18 protein-coding genes and 1 other RNA gene are annotated in these 19,607 nt (G+C 41.1%); 7 read left to right on the top strand and 12 right to left on the bottom strand.

Going from position 1 to position 19,607, the window contains the following annotated elements; all coding sequences use genetic code 11:
- Positions 1-6: 6 nt before the first annotated feature.
- Both L2672_RS12750 and L2672_RS12745 read right to left on the bottom strand, forming a co-directional pair.
- Positions 7-801 (bottom strand): substrate-binding periplasmic protein, encoded by a 795-nt coding sequence (locus L2672_RS12750; RefSeq protein WP_248996235.1) that lies wholly within the window; start codon positions 799-801, stop codon positions 7-9.
- A gap of 117 nt (positions 802-918) precedes the next feature.
- Positions 919-2,385, bottom strand: a complete 1,467-nt coding sequence (locus L2672_RS12745) for a carbon starvation CstA family protein (RefSeq protein ID WP_248996234.1) — start codon at positions 2,383-2,385, stop codon at positions 919-921.
- A 340-nt stretch (positions 2,386-2,725) separates the two neighbouring features.
- On the opposite strand from L2672_RS12745, the gene L2672_RS12740 reads away from it, so the two are divergent.
- A complete protein-coding gene (locus tag L2672_RS12740; protein ID WP_248996233.1) occupies positions 2,726-4,393 on the top strand; it encodes a sensor domain-containing diguanylate cyclase in 1,668 nt (555 codons plus the stop codon).
- Between the two features lie 713 nt (positions 4,394-5,106).
- On the opposite strand, the gene rnpB is transcribed toward L2672_RS12740, so the two are convergent.
- An RNA gene (gene rnpB / locus L2672_RS12735) (RNase P RNA component class A) lies at positions 5,107-5,450 on the bottom strand.
- 65 nt (positions 5,451-5,515) lie between these two features.
- A complete protein-coding gene (gene rsmI / locus L2672_RS12730) occupies positions 5,516-6,358 on the bottom strand; it encodes a 16S rRNA (cytidine(1402)-2'-O)-methyltransferase (protein ID WP_248996248.1) in 843 nt (280 codons plus the stop codon).
- Between the two features lie 89 nt (positions 6,359-6,447).
- Here rsmI and L2672_RS12725 point away from each other — a divergent pair, with 89 nt between their 5' ends.
- From L2672_RS12725 to L2672_RS12710, 4 genes are all read left to right on the top strand, one after another.
- The gene (locus L2672_RS12725; protein WP_248996232.1) at positions 6,448-8,274 is read left to right on the top strand and encodes a penicillin-binding protein activator; all 1,827 of its coding nucleotides are present in this window, start codon (positions 6,448-6,450) and stop codon (positions 8,272-8,274) included.
- Complete coding sequence (locus tag L2672_RS12720; RefSeq protein ID WP_248996231.1) at positions 8,271-8,597, top strand: YraN family protein; 327 nt, start codon at positions 8,271-8,273, stop codon at positions 8,595-8,597. Before L2672_RS12725 ends, L2672_RS12720 begins: the two co-directional genes overlap by 4 nt.
- Positions 8,598-8,710: 113 nt before the next feature.
- Complete coding sequence (locus tag L2672_RS12715) at positions 8,711-9,304, top strand: phosphoheptose isomerase (protein WP_188842316.1); 594 nt, start codon at positions 8,711-8,713, stop codon at positions 9,302-9,304.
- The gene (locus L2672_RS12710; protein WP_248996230.1) at positions 9,301-9,879 is read left to right on the top strand and encodes a BON domain-containing protein; all 579 of its coding nucleotides are present in this window, start codon (positions 9,301-9,303) and stop codon (positions 9,877-9,879) included. Before L2672_RS12715 ends, L2672_RS12710 begins: the two co-directional genes overlap by 4 nt.
- A gap of 63 nt (positions 9,880-9,942) precedes the next feature.
- Here L2672_RS12710 and trpS read toward each other — a convergent pair whose 3' ends face one another.
- From trpS to rpe, 3 genes are all read right to left on the bottom strand, one after another.
- Positions 9,943-10,941 carry a tryptophan--tRNA ligase gene (gene trpS, locus L2672_RS12705; RefSeq protein ID WP_248996229.1) on the bottom strand — a complete coding sequence of 333 codons (999 nt, stop codon included), beginning with the start codon at positions 10,939-10,941 and terminating at the stop codon, positions 9,943-9,945.
- A gap of 88 nt (positions 10,942-11,029) precedes the next feature.
- Entirely contained in the window at positions 11,030-11,710 is a 681-nt protein-coding gene (locus L2672_RS12700; RefSeq protein ID WP_248996228.1) for a phosphoglycolate phosphatase, read from the bottom strand.
- Between the two features lie 33 nt (positions 11,711-11,743).
- Positions 11,744-12,412, bottom strand: a complete 669-nt coding sequence (gene rpe / locus L2672_RS12695; RefSeq protein ID WP_248996247.1) for a ribulose-phosphate 3-epimerase — start codon at positions 12,410-12,412, stop codon at positions 11,744-11,746.
- A gap of 280 nt (positions 12,413-12,692) precedes the next feature.
- Between rpe and L2672_RS12690 the strand changes: the two genes are divergently transcribed.
- Together L2672_RS12690 and L2672_RS12685 are read left to right on the top strand one after the other, a co-directional pair.
- Positions 12,693-13,058 carry a hypothetical protein gene (locus tag L2672_RS12690; protein WP_248996227.1) on the top strand — a complete coding sequence of 122 codons (366 nt, stop codon included), beginning with the start codon at positions 12,693-12,695 and terminating at the stop codon, positions 13,056-13,058.
- A 1-nt stretch (position 13,059) separates the two neighbouring features.
- On the top strand, positions 13,060-13,239 hold the full coding sequence (locus L2672_RS12685; RefSeq protein ID WP_248996226.1) for a DUF2970 domain-containing protein: 180 nt from the start codon (positions 13,060-13,062) through the stop codon (positions 13,237-13,239).
- 52 nt (positions 13,240-13,291) lie between these two features.
- Here L2672_RS12685 and L2672_RS12680 read toward each other — a convergent pair whose 3' ends face one another.
- From L2672_RS12680 to L2672_RS12660, 5 genes are all read right to left on the bottom strand, one after another.
- A complete protein-coding gene (locus L2672_RS12680) occupies positions 13,292-14,134 on the bottom strand; it encodes a Dam family site-specific DNA-(adenine-N6)-methyltransferase (RefSeq protein ID WP_248996225.1) in 843 nt (280 codons plus the stop codon).
- A gap of 61 nt (positions 14,135-14,195) precedes the next feature.
- The gene (locus L2672_RS12675) at positions 14,196-15,698 is read right to left on the bottom strand and encodes an AAA family ATPase (RefSeq protein ID WP_248996224.1); all 1,503 of its coding nucleotides are present in this window, start codon (positions 15,696-15,698) and stop codon (positions 14,196-14,198) included.
- An 18-nt stretch (positions 15,699-15,716) separates the two neighbouring features.
- The gene (gene aroB, locus L2672_RS12670) at positions 15,717-16,793 is read right to left on the bottom strand and encodes a 3-dehydroquinate synthase (RefSeq protein WP_248996223.1); all 1,077 of its coding nucleotides are present in this window, start codon (positions 16,791-16,793) and stop codon (positions 15,717-15,719) included.
- Positions 16,794-16,801: 8 nt separating this feature from the next.
- On the bottom strand, positions 16,802-17,317 hold the full coding sequence (aroK, locus tag L2672_RS12665) for a shikimate kinase AroK (protein ID WP_248996222.1): 516 nt from the start codon (positions 17,315-17,317) through the stop codon (positions 16,802-16,804).
- Positions 17,318-17,553: 236 nt separating this feature from the next.
- Positions 17,554-19,602, bottom strand: a complete 2,049-nt coding sequence (locus tag L2672_RS12660; protein WP_248996221.1) for a type IV pilus secretin PilQ — start codon at positions 19,600-19,602, stop codon at positions 17,554-17,556.
- Between the last annotated feature and the right edge of the window lie 5 nt (positions 19,603-19,607).

The following is a 19,607-nucleotide window of genomic DNA, read 5'->3' as shown; positions in this document are numbered from 1 at the left end:
ACACGGTTAATATATCGGGTCGTCAATATCTTCAAATGAATACGAAGGGCCATAGACTAATTCGCCCTCTGTTTTTTTAATTAAGCGCGCTAAATCTCCATTGGCTATCTTTTTATGAATAAGCTTATCCAATGGGTCTAATAAATAACCCCAGTTAGGGTGCAAATAAATATACAACGGATACTCAAATTTAGGTTGCGTCGCTAGCGATAGACGCTGCTCTTTAAACAAATGCTTATTAAAAGATTGAATAGTATTCCAACCATCTAAACTACTGGTCACGGCAATATCAATACGCTTAGTTTCTAACATTGAAAACAACTGCTTAGAAGAGTTCGCAATTAATACATTACGACCCAGTGTTTCCAAAAAAAGCGTATGTTTTACACCACTGATGATCCCCACATTATAGTGCTTAAAGTCTTCAAGTTTATTAATAAAGATTTTGGAACCTTGATTGACAAACATGGTGGTTCGAAGTGAATAAAAAGGCGTGGGGACTCTTAACAAGTTGCGGTTATTTTCTCCATATTGCCAAATTCGCGCTACCTCACCCGCTCGCATCGCATTAAGAACAGACCGCTCTGCCCGTTTAGCTGGCATAAAACTAATGGGGCATTCCCATGACAAGTCCTGACACAACCGCAACACAATATTGGCCGCCACCTGTTGCTCAGCTAAATGATCTATAGCTACAAAGTTATAGTCACGTGTATTAATTTTCTTGGCTGACTCAGCTTTTGTACTTAAAGAACAAAAACTTAACAGTAAGCAAAGTAACAATGCTAATCCATATTTCATACATTTCAGGGTTCATCCATTTTCCGTTAACTACATTATAGTTGAATAATGGTGAACCATACTGATAACAATAAAAAAGCCTTACATTTGTAAGGCTTGTATTCTAAAAATTAATCTTTACGCTGCAGCAACTTTACGCTTTTGATGAGTAATCACTAATGCAATCAGCGCCATAATACCCACAGCGATTCCAATAGGTTGGCTTAACCCTTGAGGTAATCCTAAGCCAATGCCCGCAGTCATAATATAAGACACGGTTACTGATGTTCCGATAATAGCCGGAATACTCACAATCCAATGGAAAGCATTGCGATCAAATAGATATTTAGTGGCTAACCATAAAACACTGGTTGAAAGCAGCATGTTCGAAAACGCGAAATAACGCCAAATTAATGAGAAATCAATTTTAGTCATAAAGTAAGCTATCACTAAAATCGGCACCGCAAGCAGTAAACGATTGCGAATACTTTGTGGAATATTGAACGCATCAATAATGGTTAAACGCAATGATCTGAATGCCGTATCACCAGAGGTGATCGGGAATACCGCCACCGCAATAATCGCCATAATACCGCCCATAACCCCTAAGTAACTCGTCGCAACTTGATTAACCACTAACCCCGGCCCACCTTGAGCTAATATTTCTTTTAACTCAACGTATCCACCTGGGAATGCTGCAATACCCGCCGTTGCCCAAACACAGGCCACAATGCCCTCAGACATCATTGCACCGTAATACACAGGGCGAACATATTTCTCATTGGTTAAACAGCGCGCCATAATAGGTGCCTGTGTAGAGTGAAAACCACTAATTGCCCCACAGGTAATGGTCACAAACAACAGCGGCCATACAGGCAAGCCATCTGGATTAGGTTCAAGTAAGTCGTTGTTATAGTGGCTATGGTCAAAATACGCTAAAAAGTCTTCTGCAACCGGTAAATGTGGCGCGTTAAATAATAATGCCACCGCAAGAGACAAGGTCATGACTATCATTAATAAACCAAACAATGGATACAATTTGGTGATAATTTTATCGATAGGTAGAAGTGTGGCTAAAAAGTAGTAGCCTAAAATCACCAGCACCCAAAAAGTGTTACCCGCTAAAATAGTGCCTTCAAAAAAGCTCAAATTACTTAATAAGCCCGCAGGGCTCATAATAAATACCACCCCCACAAAAAATAACAGCATAGCGGTAAACACCAGCATCAAGCCTTTAAAGAACACATTAAAATAGTGGCCGGCAATTTCAGGTAAGCTTTTTCCATCTTCTTTAATACTAAGCACACCGGAAAAGTAATCATGTACCGCTCCGCCCAGAATATTACCAATAACAATCCACACCAGCGCAACAGGACCATATAACGCCCCTAATATTGGCCCAAAAATGGGACCAACACCGGCTACATTCAAAAACTGAATCAGATAAGCTTTTACAGGGTGAACCTCAACATAATCAACACCATCATTAAATCGAGTTTGAGGAGTCTTAGCAGTAGGATCTATTCCGGCTTGGCGTTCAACAAAAGGGCTATAAAATTTATAGGCGAGTATCAATAAAGCGATACAAACAAAGAAAATTAACATAGGGATATCCAGTCTCATTATGATAATTATGATTTCACTTAACCCAACCAAACTCGGCTACATTAAGTTCATCAAGGGTAGTGTGGAGTGTCTGCTACTCAATCGATAATAGCAATAGACAACACCTTAGACTAAAGTCTAATTTTCGCTACCCAAGTCACACTTACCACCCTCCAACACTGCGCGACATCACCCTTTGTGTGAACTTCCCCCGACAAAATAGGTTTATTACAAATTGCATCACTGGCAATTATCTTAATCACATCTATAATTTAATCTGGAATAATTCTCGTTGATAAACTCAACAATGCCGATTTAAACGCAAATATTACAGGTAATTATGAATCGACTCAGTATAAAACAATTAACAATAATCCCTGTAATTGTGGTGCTAGTATTACTTGTATTTATTAATTACTTAATGAATAAACAGCTTGAAGATTTTGCCAAAAGTGCTCATCAGCATCATCTACAAACTTTACTTGAAAATGCGAGTCTATTTCTTTCATCTGATAAATATATCCCTATTCAGTCAATTGCTAATAAAATAAACCACTTACACCAAATTACTGAGCAGCGTTACACTCTTGTCGATTTTTCAGGCAAAGTATTAGCAGACTCCTCAGTATCGCAACAAGACGTTGCGACACTAGAAAACCACTCTTCTCGCCCAGAAATAAAGCAAGCCCTAGCCAGTCAAGATGGTGTCGGCGTTGCTTGGCGATACAGTAATACATTAAAAACTAACCTGTTATATAGCGCAAAGCTAATTACTATCGATAGCCAAAAATACTATCTTCGTATCGCCATGCCTCAAGAAATGATGTTCAATTCGATTAAGGTTTACCAAACATTATTTTTTGTTTCTGCAGTTGTCTCCGTCATCATTGTACTTTTGGTCAGTTGGTTAATTGTTCAGCACATCAATCGACGAATAAAAAATGACCACTACATTCTAGAGCAGCGAATTAAAGAGCGTACTCATGAAATTTCATCATTAAATGAAATCAGCGCGTTATTAAGCTCGTGTAATTCGTTTGATGAACTGTATTCAGTATTGAGTCAATCCTGTCAGAACTTATTTCCTGAGGCATCAGGCGCACTGGCGATATATAACTCTTCGCGAGAAAAACTCAAAACAGAAGCAACATGGGGAGACAGCGATAACTTACATAATTTCATGTTTGAGCCAGATGAATGCTGGGGATTAAAAAGAGGCACGTCTCATATTAAACATCACAACAGTATCGCTTGCTCGCATAACAGCAGCCAAGCTCAGTTTACTAATCAATTATGTATCCCCCTCACCGCTCGAGGAGAAACCCTGGGAGTATTACAGTTTTATAGTAACCAAGAAAACTACCTAGATTATCATCAAGTAGCCGTATCCACTTTAAGTGAAAACCTCAGCCTAGCACTGGCGGGGTTATTTTTACGGGAAGAGTTACGAAACCAAGCATTGCACGACCCCTTAACAGGTTTATTCAATAGACGTTATTTAGAAGAAGCCATGCTAACCGAAATTAAACGCAGTAACCGCCACGGGTCACCGGTGGCACTGATGATGATTGATGCTGACCACTTTAAACGCTATAACGATGTGCACGGCCATGATGCCGGTGACTTTGTACTCCAAGTACTGGCGAGATGCTTAAATGAAACGGTGCGAAGTGAAGACATTATATGCCGATATGGCGGTGAAGAGTTTGTGGTATTACTGCCACAAGCAACAGATATTGAAGCCAAAGAAATTGCAGAAAGAATGCAACAAGCCATAGCAAACTCCACCTTGCAATTTAAAGACAAACTGCTCCCTAGCTTTACCCTGTCAATTGGTGTTGTAATGTACCCACACGACTCTGAAGACGCTAAAAAGCTGATAGAGTTAGCCGACTCAGCAATGTATTTCGCCAAAAACAATGGCCGCAATCAAGTCGTTTGCTATGCCGATATTAGAGATAAGATTCAGCAACAATCGTTGACTGAGCATATTCCTGTAAATGGCTAACAACCAGCACCGTTAGATAGTAAAAGTCCGTCATCCTCGACGATAAAAACCGTCATCCTTGATGATAAAATCCCGTCATTCTCGACGATAAAAAATATCCGTCATCCTCGAGATCTTTTATCGAGGATCTGCTTTGCTAACTGCTAACCATTCAAATAAGTTCAAACCGTTTAAAGCAGATTCCAGCCCAAAAACCCTGCTGGAATGACGAAGAAGTCAGCCTTGCTGGAATGTCGTATAAGTCAGCCTTGCTGAATTGACGAAGAGATAAATATTACAGGAAGACGAAGAGGTAAATATTATTTGAATGACAACCGTCACCCTTGAAATTACAACAATCAACAGCCTCCAGGCTAGATGATAAAATCCCGTCATCCTCGACGATAAAAAAACCGTCATCCTCGAGATCTTTTATCGAGGATCTGCTTTGCTAACTGCTAACATCTCAAATAAGTTCAAACCACGTAAAGCAGATTCCAGCCCAAAAACCCTGCTGGAATGACGAAGAAGTTAGTGTAGCTGGAATGACGAAGAGATTAGCCCTGCTGGAATAACGAAGAGGTTAGCCTTGCTGGAATAACGAAGAAGTTAGCCTTGCTGGAATAACGTAGAAGTCTGCATTGCTTGAATGAAATAGAATATGACCTTGCTGATATGATATTGAACTAAAACATAAAAGGCCTCACATTGCTGTGAGGCCTTCTATTTATAAGAGGTCGAGTTGGCCGATAAGCCGGGTCCTGTCGTGGACAGTTATTCATCTAGGCCTGCAATCGCTCACAGGCTCAAGCGACCTACCCGGTTCCAACGCGAGCCACGCCATACGGAACCCTATTTGGTCTTGCTTCGGGTAGAGTTTACCTTGCTACGAACTATTGCTAGTCGCACGGTGCGCTCTTACCGCACCCTTTCACCCTTACCAGTCGAAACTGGCGGTCTTCTCTCTGTTGCACTTGTCGTCGGTTCACACCGCCCAGGCGTTACCTGGTACCCTGCTCTTTGAAGCCCGGACTTTCCTCCCCGTACCTAAGTACGCAGCAACTGTCTGGCCAACTCGGCGCGGATTATAGCTTATGCATAACCACAAGCCAACGCATTATTCTGTCCATTTAGCTGCAAATGTTATAAATCGAGCGCTAAGCCTAATTTATACAGGGCGTTCTTCTTTAAACCATGAATTTGTGCGGCAATGGCGGCGGCCTTTTTTAGCGGTAATTCTGCGGCTAATAAGGTGAGTGTGTCTATTGCAGCTGCTGGCGTTGTCTCTTCTTCTAGTTGCACAAAGCCATGGCACATAATCACTATTTCACCTTTTTGCTGGTTTTCATCAGCTTGCACCATTGCCAAAACTTCAGCGGCTGTACCAGATAAAAAAGTCTCAAAGGTTTTGGTCACTTCACGCGCCATCACCATTTGCCTGTCTTCGCCAAATACTTTCACAATAGATTCTAGGCTAGCTAAGATACGATGTGGAGATTCATAAAATATCAAGGTACGAGGGTCTTGTTGTAACGCTTGTAACTTATCCACTCGGCCTTTTTCTTTTGCGGGTAAAAAGCCTTCAAAGCTGAATCTATCAGAGGGTAAACCTGAAGCACTTAATGCGGTGATAGCGGCACAAGGGCCTGGCAGTGGAATGACTTTATGGCCTGCTTCGCGTACATGCTTAACCAAGTGGTAACCAGGGTCTGAAATTAGTGGCGTGCCTGCATCTGATATCAGTGCAATAGAATCGCCTGCGGCTAATTGCTGAACCACCCATTGAGCGCGGTCTCTTTCATTGTGATCATGCAACGCTGTTTTTCGGGTTTCGATGCCATAGTGGCTTAATAATCTTCCGCTGTGACGAGTGTCTTCACAGGCGATTAAGCTGACTCGATTTAATACCTCAATGGCGTGACTACTTAAATCAGCAAAATTGCCAATTGGCGTCGGTACAATGTACAGTGCAGCAACTTGATCCATATCTACCTCAATAATCTCTGTCAGCAAGACTTTCGCCAAGCGTAAGAGCAGGTTAAACTAATGGCAATATCTTACCAGAGTGAAGCCCTGTGTTAAAAAGACTGATTTCAATTAAATTTCTATCGGCACTGACACTTTCAGCATTATTAGTCGGTTGTACAGCTACAACCGGTAATAACACTGACACTTCAGTGAACTCATCATTAGTTTCTGTTGAACAAACAGCTGAAGTCTATTTGTCGGCTGCCAGTGCTAGTACCCTTGATGAAAAACGTGATCGCTATTTATTGCTGGCCGCCCATGCCTATATTAATGACGGCAATTTCAGTGCAGCACAAAATATTTTGACCACCATGCAACCCAAGATGGTTAAAGTACCAACCATTAAGGCTGAACATATTTATTTGAATGCGCGTATTGCTGAGAAAGTTCAAGACGAGCAAGCCGCATTAACCAAATTAAATTACCCATCAAACTGGCAGTTACCTAAATGGCAAATGGCGACTTATCATCAATATAAAGCCAGATTGTACAAAGCGGTACAGCAACCAATTGATCAAATCAGACAATTAAGCTTATTAAGTAGCTATTTACCTAAAACTGAATCGACTCAAGTCAACGACATTATTTGGCAGGTATTACAACCATTGCATGAAGAAACCATTAAAACGTTCATGCGCGAGCCTGCAAACCCTGTTTTTTCTGGCTGGTTACAACTCGCTTATATTGCTAAACATTATGCGGTAGATCCACCACAGTTGGTAAAATACTTAGGGGAGTGGCAACGCAATAACCCTTATCATCCTGGTGCAATGAAGTTACCTTCTGATTTGGAACAAGCGCTTAATGCCAAGCCTTACAGACCTCAAAACATTGCAGTATTACTGCCCCTTTCAGGCCCACGAGCCTCCGTTGCAGAGCCAATAAGAATGGGCATTTTGTCTAGTTACATGGCTGAGTTCGATAAAAATGTCACCGTTAACTTTTTCGACAGTCAAATGGGTGTTACCCAAGCTTACCAACAAGCGATAGATAGTGGAGCTGAATTTGTTATTGGTCCTTTATTACCCAATGAAGTAGAAGAACTGCAACGGGCAAACCAAGACAAAAACGATCTTGTGCCACAGTTGTATTTAAATCAAACCGACGTATTTAAACCTCAAGCGAATCAGTTTTATTTTTCGTTGTCTCCAGCTCAAGAAGCGAGTGATGCCGCCAGAAAAATGTTTGCCGATGGAGTAAAACTGCCACTGCTGCTGACCAGTAATGACCCCATTGGTAAGCGTATGGCTGAAAGCTTTAATCAAACCTGGTTATCGTTAACTGAGAATGATGCTGAAATTCATTACTTTGAGCGCGGCGACCAAATGAAGCTTACCGTGCAACAAGCCCTTGGTGTCACGGACAGTAAAGCTCGTATCACTCGTATGAAAGAAATTTTGGGCAGTAAATTAGAAGCTGATTTTCGTTCTCGCCAAGATATTGATGCTATTTACATGATCTCTGCTTCACATGATTTATCATTATTAAAAGCCTTTTTAGACGTGAACTTTAGTGTTTTTGCCGAACCTGTATCACTTTATACTTCTAGCCGTGGCCGACTTGAAAATGAGTCAAGCCAATCAGCACAAGAGCTGAATAAAGTAATGATTAGTGATATTCCGTGGTTGATGCAAAGCAGTGAAGAAATCCAAATGGTCGAGTCACTGTGGAAAACATGGAACAATAGCCAAAAGCGTTTATATGTAATGGGTTACGATGCATTAGATCTAGTTAATCGCTTGGCACAAATGCACGCTTTCCCGGGGTATCAATTAAATGGTCGTAGTGGCGCATTATCGGTTCAACCTAACGGCATTATTGATAGAAAGTTAACTTGGGGTAAATACCAACAAGGGCAATTAACCCCCTTATGACCCAAGGTCAACTTGCGGAACAACAAGCAAAAGAACATTTACAGCAACAAGGCTTAACCTTTGTTGCTGCTAATGTTCGCTTTAAGTTCGGCGAGATTGACTTAATCATGCAAGATGACAACACTCTGGTGTTTGTTGAAGTAAAGTTTCGTAAAAGTGAGGCATTTGGCGGGGCACTTAATGCGCTAAGCGCCAAACAAATACATCGAATAAGATGTTGTGCTCAAGCTTATATTCAACAACACAACATTAACCCAAATTGCAGATTCGATGTGATTGCCATCAACAATAGGCAAATAAACTGGATTAAGGGATGTTTTTAAGCTTCCTTAGTTACCACAGCACTGATTTATGGCATTATATCGGCATAAACTTGGTGCCATGATAGTTGATCTACTGAACACCAATATGACATTTTTATCGTAAGGATTGTTGCATGCTAGAACGTATTAAAGACAGCTTCACTGAGTCAATTCAAACTAAAATTGACGCTGCAGAAGCGCTACCTGAGTCGATTGAAAAAGCGGCTGAAATGATGGTTCAATGCCTACTTGGCGGCAATAAAATTCTTTCATGTGGTAACGGCGGTAGTGCTGGTGATGCTCAACATTTTTCTGCTGAGCTATTAAATCGTTATGAAATAGAAAGACCCCCTTTACCCGCCATTGCATTAAGCTGTGATACCTCAACCATTACCGCTATAGCGAACGATTACAGTTACGACGAAATTTTTTCTAAGCAAATTTTAGCTTTAGGTCAGCCTGGTGACATCTTACTGGCAATTTCTACCAGCGGTAACTCTGGTAACGTAATTAAGGCGATGGAAGCGGCCCTTAGCCGTGACATGACTATTGTAGCCTTAACAGGTAAAGATGGCGGTGCTATGGCCGGTTTAATGAGCGCGGGTGACGTTGAAATTCGTGTACCGTCTAATGTCACTGCTCGCATTCAAGAAGTGCATTTATTAGTGATTCACTGCTTATGCGACAATATTGATCGCACGTTATTCCCACAGGACGAACAAGCATGATAAAGCTGATTGCCATCATTTCAGTATTAGCCTTACTTCAAGGATGCGCTGGAGCGGTTATGATTGGCGCCGTTGGTGGCGCTAAAATGGCCAATGATGAGCGCAGCATGTCGACGCAAATTAGTGATACTAATGCTGATTTTGAAATTATTAGTGCGTTATCTAAACATGATGATTTAAAAAAACAAACTAATATTACCGGTGTTGTGATGAACAAAAACGTGTTGATGATTGGGCAAGCGCCCAACTCAATGCTGCGTGACAAAGCCATTAAAACCGTTCAAGCCTTAAATATTGGCGGTAAAATTCATAATCAAATTCGCATTGGTAACCCCACCTCTTTTACGACTCGCAGTAATGACACTTGGGTCACTACCAAAGTAAAAGGCCGAATGCTAAATGAAAAGTCACTTGATATTACGCGTATTAAAGTGATTACTGAAAATGGCGAAGTCTTTTTACTTGGACTTGTTGAACGCAGCCAAGCAGATATTGCTGTGGATATTGCTCGCAATACCGCTGGTGTCCGTAAAGTAATTAAAGTCTTTGAGTATGTTGAGCCAAAAGAAGATTAGCTCTGACTAATTTATGTCATTAAAAAAGCCAGCAATTGCTGGCTTTTTTATTGTGCTAATTGACTAAACAATCATGCCGATTTTTTTGTAGACCAGCTCAATAGTGGCTTGAGCACGCGCTTTAGCTTTTTCAGCGCCTTGCTTCATCACTTGGTCAAGATATGCTTCGTCAGCTCTAAATGCTTTATAACGCTCTTGAATTGGCGCTAGCATGTCAACAACCGCTTCACCTGCAGCCACTTTTAAATGGCCATACATCTTGCCTTCAAATTCAGCCTCTAACTCAGTAATTGATTTGCCCGTTGCACCAGACATTAAGCTTAATAAATTAGACACGCCTGGCTTGTTTTCAACATCAAAACGGACAATAGGTGGCTCATCACTGTCAGTCATCGCTTTTTTAACTTTCTTTAAAATAGCTTTAGGCTCTTCAAGTAAACCAATCACATTATTACGGTTATCGTCTGACTTAGACATCTTTTTAACAGGGTCTTGCAGCGACATCACTTTAGCCCCATGCTCAGGAATATAAGCTTGAGGAATGGTAAATGTGTCGCCGTATGCGTTATTAAAACGCGTTGCAATATCTCTAGTTAACTCAAGATGCTGCATTTGGTCTTGACCAACTGGAATAGACTGAGCTTGATAAAGTAAAATATCCGCCGCCATTAATACAGGATAACCAAATAAGCCCACGTTGATGTTGTTAGCATGTTTTTGTGACTTATCTTTAAACTGGGTCATGCGGTTTAGCTCACCCATTTGGGTATAGCAGTTTAATGCCCAGCTTAATTGCGTATGCTGTGGTACATGCGACTGTACAAATACGGTGCTTTTTTCTGGGTCAACACCACAGGCTAAATACAAGGCTAAGGTATCTAAACACGCTTCACGGAGTTTTTCAGGGTCTTGGCGTACGGTAATGGCATGTAAATCAACAACACAATAAATGCAGTCATGTGTTTCTTGCATCGCCACCCACTGGCGTAGCGCGCCCATATAGTTACCTATAGTTAGCTCGCCTGATGGCTGTGCGCCGCTGAAAACAATGGGTTTAGTCATGGGTTTAGTTACTCCAATTACTGTGTTAAAAGCTGTGATAAAAGCTGTACTAATAGCTTTGAAAATTCAATATTAATTAATTTGCTGCTTACTTTGTCAATAATAGCTGGCCAATTTGGGCAAAATCATCACAAACGGCAGTAGGCTCACTGACACTAATGTGCTCGCCATAATTATAACCGTAGGTTAAACCAATCACGGCTACATTTGCTGATTTGGCTGCTAAGATATCATTCTTCGAGTCGCCTATCATTAGCAATTCATCTGAGCTAATTTTCCATTGCTCAAGTAAGTGAGTTAATGGCAGTGGATCAGGCTTCATTTTTGCTAATGAATCGCCACCCAGTACATGGTCAAAAAAGTCAGCTAAGCCGAACGCTTTTAGCAGCGGAACGGTAAATTCATAAGGTTTATTGGTGACAATAGCTAATGGATAACCGGCTTGTTTCAGCGCGGATATTGTTACCAGAACGTTCGGGTACAAGCGGCTGTGTTTTTCTAAAAACTCACCATAATAATGCATAAACCTTGGCATAGTTTCAGCCAATTGCTCATCACTTACCTCTGAATTCATGGCGTTGTTAAGCGCACGTCGCATTAAGGTTTTTGCGCCATTGCCAACCCAACTTCTAACTTGATCTTCGGTGGCTAATGGTAATGAAAGCTCCGCTAAAGTAGCATTAGTTGCTGCGGCTAAATCGGGTACACTATCAATTAATGTCCCGTCTAAATCAAAAGCGATTGCCTTAATATTTTTGAAGTTAGTCATGATACTACTTTATTTTATGAGGTCTGATTTCAATTATACTTTGGCAAGCTCTGCACGCATTTCATCAACAACCGTTTTGTAATCTGGTTGATTAAAAATAGCCGAGCCAGCAACAAACATATCTGCTCCTGCGGCCGCGATTTCAGCAATATTATCAACCTTAACGCCACCATCAACTTCTAGGCGAATATCAAACCCGCTAGCATCAATACGCTCACGCACCTGACGTAGCTTGTCTAATGTCGAAGGAATAAATGACTGACCACCAAACCCTGGGTTAACCGACATCAGTAGAATCACATCAAGTTTATCCATAACATGATCTAAATAATGAAGCGGTGTGGCTGGATTAAACACTAAACCGGCTTTACAACCTGACTCTTTAATCAACTGTAAGGTGCGGTCAATGTGGTCTGAAGCTTCTGGGTGAAAGGTAATAATTGAAGCCCCAGCTTTAGCAAAATCAGGAATAATTCTGTCGACCGGCTTCACCATTAAATGCACATCAATATCGGCAGTGATGCCATAATTACGTAGCGCCGTACAAACCATAGGTCCTATAGTTAAATTAGGTACGTAGTGGTTATCCATTACATCAAAGTGGACAACATCAGCACCGGCATCTAATACGGCTTTAACATCATCACCTAAGCGTGCAAAATCGGCTGATAAAATTGATGGGGCAATTAAATAAGGTTGCATCATGGTCTCTCAACAAAATGATTGTGGCAATAGTTTACCCTTTGAAACAAATAGGCTCTAGTTAAACCATAAAAAAATGCACCCGAGTAGGTCTCAAGTTTGAATTAAAAATAAAATCTTTGACTGATGTTCATAATGTATACAAGTTTGGTATAATAATTCGAGTTCAACGGTAAATTAGTCTCAATATTAGTAAGCAAAAAGTGACAGATAATCGTATAAGCCTGTATCAACATAGTAATAACCTGCTACAAGGCAATTTAATGGAAAGGATCCCCTTATGAGATTACGTTTAAATCGTGCTTTAACATTTTGCCGTAGCAATCCCTTTACCAGCGTTGCTGCATCTGCAGTAACAACAACGCTTGTCGTCATGATGGCTGCAACTTTCTCGCAAAATGAAGATAACCAGTCTGCAAAAGCCTGTGCTTGTAAAGCTGATGTTGAATACAATACGAGTTTACCAAGCAGCCATCCAAATAACCGTTGTGCGCTTGAAGATCATGACGTAAGCTGGAAAAATTGGATTACCGGAAATAGTCGCTCAAATCAGTTTCATTTCATTGATCTTATTGAGTTACTTTACGGCCACAAAGATAAGCCTATTGCAGACCTTCCTAACTCAAGTCATCCAGAGAAACTTTAATTTGTCTTTTTGGCAGGTGTTAACCAGCACGCTAGCGGCATTTATTGGGGTGCAATCGGATAATAACCGCCAAAGAGACTTTAAGCATACCTCCCCTATCCCGTTTATTTTGATGGGAGTGCTACTGGCAATAGCGCTGGTTTTAGCGCTTATTTTAATTGTTCGACAAGTGGTCGGCTAGTCACCCCTTAGCCGTTCAGGTTGCTTTAGATTCTATAGTCGTTTGATGAGTATTAGTCTTGCTCATCGTCATAAAAATGATGGTCATATAACGCCATTATCTCATCCACTTTATTTCGAGAAGTGCCTTTTTGACTAATGTTTCTTTGCACAGCTATGGTAGCCAGCTTTGAGCCGCGATAAAGCTCACGCGTCAACGGAATATCATGGTTACTGATCAACACCGGAATATTGCGCTTATGCGCCGTTTGACGAGAGTGTCTAGCCAGTAAAGCTTGATCATCTAAACTAAAGCCCGGTCCTGCGTAAGTGGTAAAACTTGCCGTGGTCGAAAGCGGTGCATAAGGTGGGTCACAATAAATCACATCTCCCGGTTTCGCGAGCTCAAATGCTTTTTCATAGCCAATACATTTGAATACCGCATTTTGCGCTTTAACGGAAAAGTATTGAATTTCTTTCTCCGGAAAATACGGTTTTTTATATGAACCAAAAGGCACGTTAAATCCACCTTTGCGGTTATAACGGCACAAGCCGTTAAAACCAAAACGGTTCATATACAAAAAATACACCGAACGAGTGAAAGGATCTTGAGTGGCGTTAAAGGCTTGGCGCACTTTGTAGTAAGCTTCTTTATTGTTCATTTCAGGTACAAATAAAGCCTTTGCGGCCGCAATATATTCGTCAGGCTTCTGTTGAACAATTTGATAAAGATTAATTAAATCTTGATTAATATCACACAGCAAATACTCGTCATATTGGGTATTTAAAAACACTGAGCCAGCACCAACAAAAGGCTCAACTAGCCGTTGCCCTTTAGGTAAATGCTTGGATAATTCTTCGACGAGTTTATATTTTCCACCCGCCCATTTTAAAAAGGCTCGATGCTTTTTTGTCATAAAGTGAGTTACTTGCTGCCCAAATCAAAGCAGACGATTGTACTCTGTTTACGCCTATTTATCATCGACTTTCCTGCTGTATTGTATATTCGTCTAAATCTTGCCATTTTCTTAGCCAAGGCGAATTAAAACCCTGCTGCTTAAGTCTCTCTGCTTGCGATTGTGCCTCTGCTAGTGAGTTAAACTGCCCAAATAATATAATGTGGCGGTGCTTATACTCGGCCAAATACATACCTTCTTCGCTTGCCAGCTTATTAACAATTCGGCTCAGCGACTTTTTGTCACGCACACTTGCCAGTTGTAAGGTATAACCTTTAAACGTTGGCAATACAGAATCAATAGCGACTGGAGTCGTGTCATTTTCGTTTATTTCATCAGGTATGCTGACTCCCCCTACACTAACACTTTGAGCAGAGGCTAAGTCGACTGTAGCCAGCTGACGTTGAGTAGGCTCAGCTTGAGTTGCTATTGCCTGCTGGTCAATTTTCTGAAAGTTTTGGGATAGTGAGTCACTATTGTCACCAAGACTAGGGATATCAGTCTGGCTCCGTTGTTGTACTTGCGACTGTGTTTGTGGTTGTGAAGGTACATCGGACTGATGAATCAACATTTGCTCACTTTGAGGGGCAACTATGATCAAACTAGGCGCAATTTTATCAACTCGACTCGGCAGCCATCGGTCTACTGGAGCGACTAACTTAGTGGCAAATTGATGGATAACTTCATTAGCGTGTTGCTTCCGTAACTGCTGCGTTGCCGTTAATTCAATCTGATGAGTCATCACCTTGCTACTCACTGTGGCATTAGCGTTCCATAGGAAATACCCTCCACCTGAGGCTAATAGCAACACCCCAATAAAGCTTATCGATTTAATCAACGTAAATTTTTTAGCTGGCGCTTTTTCAGGCTCTGTAATGGCTAACTCTAACAACTTAACGACTTCAAGCGGAGTGCCAGATTGCTGCTCAAGCTGATTATGAATAATGCCCCTTGCAATAAATGGGGTATAACCACTACGTAGTAGTAAGCTTTGATACAGGCCATCTCGTTCTGCGATGGTTAAAGGCTCTATAAACAGCGGGAGTAAAATCTCGCGCATATCTTCTGACAATTCAGCCATTAACTCAGATAAGAAATGACTATCTATTGCCATAGTGATAGCGATATTAGCGCCAGCACATTGCATTTGCGACAGTAAAATACACTCAGCCCAAAGCGTTTTAGGCAATAAGTGAGCATCATCAATAATAATGTGTAAAGGCTTTGAAAGTGTTGATTGGATACGCAAAAAGGTATCCAGTAAGGGCATTTCATCATCAAAAATAGGTGACGAAATTAACTGAACCAGTATTTTACGCCGAATTTCTGCTGCTTCTGCGTGAGGAGGACACAGCACAAGTGCCGAGTTATGTTCCTCTAACTCGCTGGCTAATACTGTTGTTAATGTCGACTTTCCTGTGCCCTTGGTACCGCATAATAACTGCAGTTGCCCGCTGTAATTTGCGCTATGAAGTAACCTTTGTACCAGCTCTTCTTGGCTAGGAAGAAGTAATGTTGAAGTCAAAAATCCACCACACGTTGTTTATGCGCGGCTGATCACCTGTTCAATTATATCTTCACTGACATCACTGAACACATCGGCTTGACCTAATGCAGTTGGTAAAATAAGTCTGATTTTACCTGCTAACACTTTTTTGTCGCGGCGCATATGCTTGATAAAACTATTGAAATCCATCGAATCAGGGGCTTCAACAGGCAAATCAAAAGCAATAAATATATCTCGAATACGACAAACAATTGACTCATCGATTAAATTTAGCTTTTGTGCAGTTTGCGCAGCAAGAATCGTGCCTGCAGCAACAGCATCGCCGTGTAACCAAGCACCGTACCCCATTTCAGCCTCAATGGCGTGGCCAAAGGTATGCCCCAAGTTCAACAAGGCTCTAACTCCGCGCTCGGTTTCATCTTGATTAACAACATCGGCTTTAATTTGGCAACATTTGGCAATAGCGTATTCTAAAGCAGAAGTATCTAAAGACTTCAGTTGAGCCACGTTTTGCTCTAACCAATTAAAAAACTCACCATCCCAGATAATGCCGTATTTAATCACCTCAGCCATACCAGCAGCGAACTCAGTTGCAGGTAATGTTTTTAAACATTCGGTATCAATAATCACACTTTGAGGCTGATAAAATGCCCCTATCATGTTCTTACCTAAAGGATGATTGACTGCGGTTTTACCGCCGACAGAAGAGTCGACTTGAGATAGCAATGTCGTTGGCACTTGAATAAAGTCTACGCCACGTTGGTAACATGCTGCTGCAAAGCCGGTCATGTCACCTATCACGCCGCCACCTAAAGCCACAAGAACTGAGTCTCTGGCAAAGTTATTCTCCAGTAAAGCACTGAAGATTAGGTCGAGGTGAGTAAGATCTTTAAACTTTTCACCGTCAGGAAGAATCATTTTTTCAACCGACGCACAAGACACCATTGCCTGTTCCAATGTCGCTAAGTACAGAGGGGCAATAGTGTCATTGCTAACTATGAGTATATTCTTGTTTACGAGGTAGCGACTAAATAAGTCACTATCACACATCAAATTCTGGCCTATATAAATGGGGTAACTTCTTTCACCTAAATCAACCTGAATTTGTTGCATAAATTTACCTAGAAACCGAGTTGCTCAATAATTTGATTTGCGACAATTTTCGCACTTTGTTCATCTGTTTTGACAATGATATCCGCAATCTCTTCGTACAAAGGATTACGTGATTCTGCTAAGTCCTCAAGGACTTGGCGTGGATCATCAACTTGCAGTAATGGACGACGTTTATCGCGTTGCGTACGAGCAACTTGCTTGTCGATAGTCGTCTCTAAATACACCACAATGCCACGAGCAGAAAGATAATTGCGAATATCTTTGCTTTGGACAGAGCCACCACCTGTTGCGAGTACAATACCTTGCTTCTCTGAAAGATCTGCAATGACTTGTGCCTCACGACGACGGAAACCCTCTTCACCCTCAACATCAAACACCCATGCGATATCAGCGCCTGTGCGTTGTTCAATCTCGTGATCAGAATCGTGGAATTCTAAATGCAGCATTTGAGCCAAATGACGGCCAATTGTGCTTTTACCTGCGCCCATAGGGCCTACTAGAAAAATATTACGTTTTTCAGCCATTTCGTATACGTCTGAATCTTATATGAAAGAATGCCTAATCGACAAAAGAAACTGTCGACCGCTTAAATTATTACCTGCTCTAATGAGACTTGACGGAGGATTATCTCAGTTTAAGCCTATTGCTGGCAAGTCATGGCTGCAATTTATAACCAATTTATTAAATATATTTATTATGCGAGTTAAAAACATCAGGCCAGCTACATTATAGCTGGCCTGATTATTATGCTTTATGAGGCTTATAATTTTTCTGAGATAATTTTAGGCGTCACAAAAATAAGCAATTCTTGTCTTTCGTTGCTATCGGTGGTGTTTCTAAATAAGAAACCCACTAAAGGAATATCACCTAACACAGGGACTTTGCTGACCCGGCTGATCAGGTTTTGCTGGTAAATACCCCCTAATACAATTGTTTCACCGTTATCAACTAGCACTTGAGTTCCAATACGCTGAGTATCAATTGATACTGCTTCACCCGTGGGTGTTTGCACAACCTGACCTTGAGAGTCTTGAGTGATTTCAAGGTCAAGAATGACACGGTTATCAGGGGTAATTTGTGGGGTCACCCGCAGCGATAATACTGCCTTTTTAAAGCTAACAGAGGTGGCACCACTTGAAGCCGACTCGACATATGGAATCTCTACACCTTGCTCAATATAAGCGGCTTTTTGATTCGATGTCGTAATACGTGGGCTGGCAATAATCTCACCTTTATTTTCTTGCTCTAGGGCGCTTAACTCTAAGTCTAGCACCGTACCATCGGCTAACTTAGCGACATGGAAAGCAATACTAGTTGGGTTTGATACTGCCGCAGGTAAATTAACATTTAAACGGTCATCTAAACCTGGAATAATACCACTGGCAATATCCCCCGCACCTTCTAGTCTACCTGAAGTTCCTTTAGATCCCTGTTGGTCTGTAATACCCCAACGAATACCTAAGTCTTCTGATACATCATCTTTTACTGTCACCATACGAGATTCAATCAATACTTGCTTAATTGGAATATCAAGCACATCAATTAGACGGTGCACACTTTCTAAAATTTCAGCGGTGTCTTTAACTAATAAAGTATTGGTTCGTTCATCAACCGCCACACTTCCTCGGTTAGATAATAAGCTTGAATCAGCTCCTTTTAATAACTCTGCAATATCTAATGCTTTGGCATAGTTAATTTGTAGATATTCTGAATATAATGGCGCTAACTCTTTTACTTCTTGCTTATTTTTAAGTTCGTTGCTTTCTCTAATGGCTAACTCCTCGCTTGGAGCAACCATCAAAATATTCCCTTCAATACGTTTATCAAGACCTTTAGTTTGCAGAATCAAATCTAAAGCTTGATCCCAAGGCACGTCATCTAAACGCAGCGTGATGTTGCCTTCTACAGTGTCACTGGTCACTAAGTTGAAGTTATTGTAATCAGCAATAATTTGCAGCACGGTGCGTACTGATATGTTTTGGAAATTTAATGAGAGTGAACGACCATTATATTTCTTTTCTTCTTTTGCGACTGATACTCGCTCAACTTTATCAATGTTAACTCTGAAAACATTACCGTCTTGCTTGTGGTCATATTCATACGAACCGTCAACATCTACCATAATGCGCGAGGTTAAATCCTCTTTGAACGTTTCAAAACTGCTTACAGGCGTGGCAAAGTCTTGCACATCCATAACATACAATAAGTCACTACTGATGTTGGTGTTATATAGTTTGATTTCTAATTTGGCCCCAACCTGCTGCACATTTGCAGCGACTGAACGGTTACTTAAATTAAAAATTAATTCACCACCGCCTTTACTGTTACGACGAAAATCAATGCTATTAATGGTATTAACAAAAGGGTTATCGGCACTAGAAGGGCCAGAAACGGCATCGTTGATGGTGAGTCGATAAGTATTACCAACAATTTTACCTTGGTAAGGTTTAACACTGTCTAAAGCGACAACAACTGATAAATTTTCAGACTGTTGTTGTGTCGTTAAACTCTCCACACCCACGGTATCAATTGGGATCTCTTCTGACGGTAAATCCGATATGCTATCGCCAAAACTCAACATGATTTCAGCAGGGTCTGCTGACAAGTCAACCTTCGGAGAGGTTACTGGTGAATCAAATACCAGTTCAAGCTCCAGTTGATGGTCAACTATTGAGTGATATTTAACATCAACCAAACGATTAGCTGCAACAGCACTTGGCAATGCACATATGAATAATACCGCCCCTAAAAGAGCTTTGATTGTTGATGAATTCGTCATTGATATTCTCATCGCGGCAGAAGATTTCATTGTTC

The organism is Shewanella gaetbuli (genome assembly GCF_023284065.1).
Taxonomy (GTDB): domain Bacteria; phylum Pseudomonadota; class Gammaproteobacteria; order Enterobacterales; family Shewanellaceae; genus Shewanella; species Shewanella gaetbuli.
Note: the sequence above shows the minus strand (reverse complement) of the source record. Positions and strands in the feature narration are given on the sequence as shown.

What these genes read in the sequence shown, in the direction of transcription:
- L2672_RS12750 (WP_248996235.1), bottom strand. Translation starts at nt 801, where the DNA reads ATGAAATATGGATTAGCATTGTTACTTTGCTTACTGTTAAGTTTTTGT.
- L2672_RS12745 (WP_248996234.1), bottom strand. Translation starts at nt 2,385, where the DNA reads ATGTTAATTTTCTTTGTTTGTATCGCTTTATTGATACTCGCCTATAAA.
- L2672_RS12740 (WP_248996233.1), top strand. Translation starts at nt 2,726, where the DNA reads ATGAATCGACTCAGTATAAAACAATTAACAATAATCCCTGTAATTGTG.
- rsmI (WP_248996248.1), bottom strand. Translation starts at nt 6,358, where the DNA reads ATGGATCAAGTTGCTGCACTGTACATTGTACCGACGCCAATTGGCAAT.
- L2672_RS12720 (WP_248996231.1), top strand. Translation starts at nt 8,271, where the DNA reads ATGACCCAAGGTCAACTTGCGGAACAACAAGCAAAAGAACATTTACAG.
- L2672_RS12715 (WP_188842316.1), top strand. Translation starts at nt 8,711, where the DNA reads ATGCTAGAACGTATTAAAGACAGCTTCACTGAGTCAATTCAAACTAAA.
- L2672_RS12710 (WP_248996230.1), top strand. Translation starts at nt 9,301, where the DNA reads ATGATAAAGCTGATTGCCATCATTTCAGTATTAGCCTTACTTCAAGGA.
- trpS (WP_248996229.1), bottom strand. Translation starts at nt 10,941, where the DNA reads ATGACTAAACCCATTGTTTTCAGCGGCGCACAGCCATCAGGCGAGCTA.
- L2672_RS12700 (WP_248996228.1), bottom strand. Translation starts at nt 11,710, where the DNA reads ATGACTAACTTCAAAAATATTAAGGCAATCGCTTTTGATTTAGACGGG.
- rpe (WP_248996247.1), bottom strand. Translation starts at nt 12,412, where the DNA reads ATGCAACCTTATTTAATTGCCCCATCAATTTTATCAGCCGATTTTGCA.
- L2672_RS12690 (WP_248996227.1), top strand. Translation starts at nt 12,693, where the DNA reads ATGAGATTACGTTTAAATCGTGCTTTAACATTTTGCCGTAGCAATCCC.
- L2672_RS12680 (WP_248996225.1), bottom strand. Translation starts at nt 14,134, where the DNA reads ATGACAAAAAAGCATCGAGCCTTTTTAAAATGGGCGGGTGGAAAATAT.
- aroB (WP_248996223.1), bottom strand. Translation starts at nt 16,793, where the DNA reads ATGCAACAAATTCAGGTTGATTTAGGTGAAAGAAGTTACCCCATTTAT.
- aroK (WP_248996222.1), bottom strand. Translation starts at nt 17,317, where the DNA reads ATGGCTGAAAAACGTAATATTTTTCTAGTAGGCCCTATGGGCGCAGGT.
- L2672_RS12660 (WP_248996221.1), bottom strand. Translation starts at nt 19,602, where the DNA reads ATGAAATCTTCTGCCGCGATGAGAATATCAATGACGAATTCATCAACA.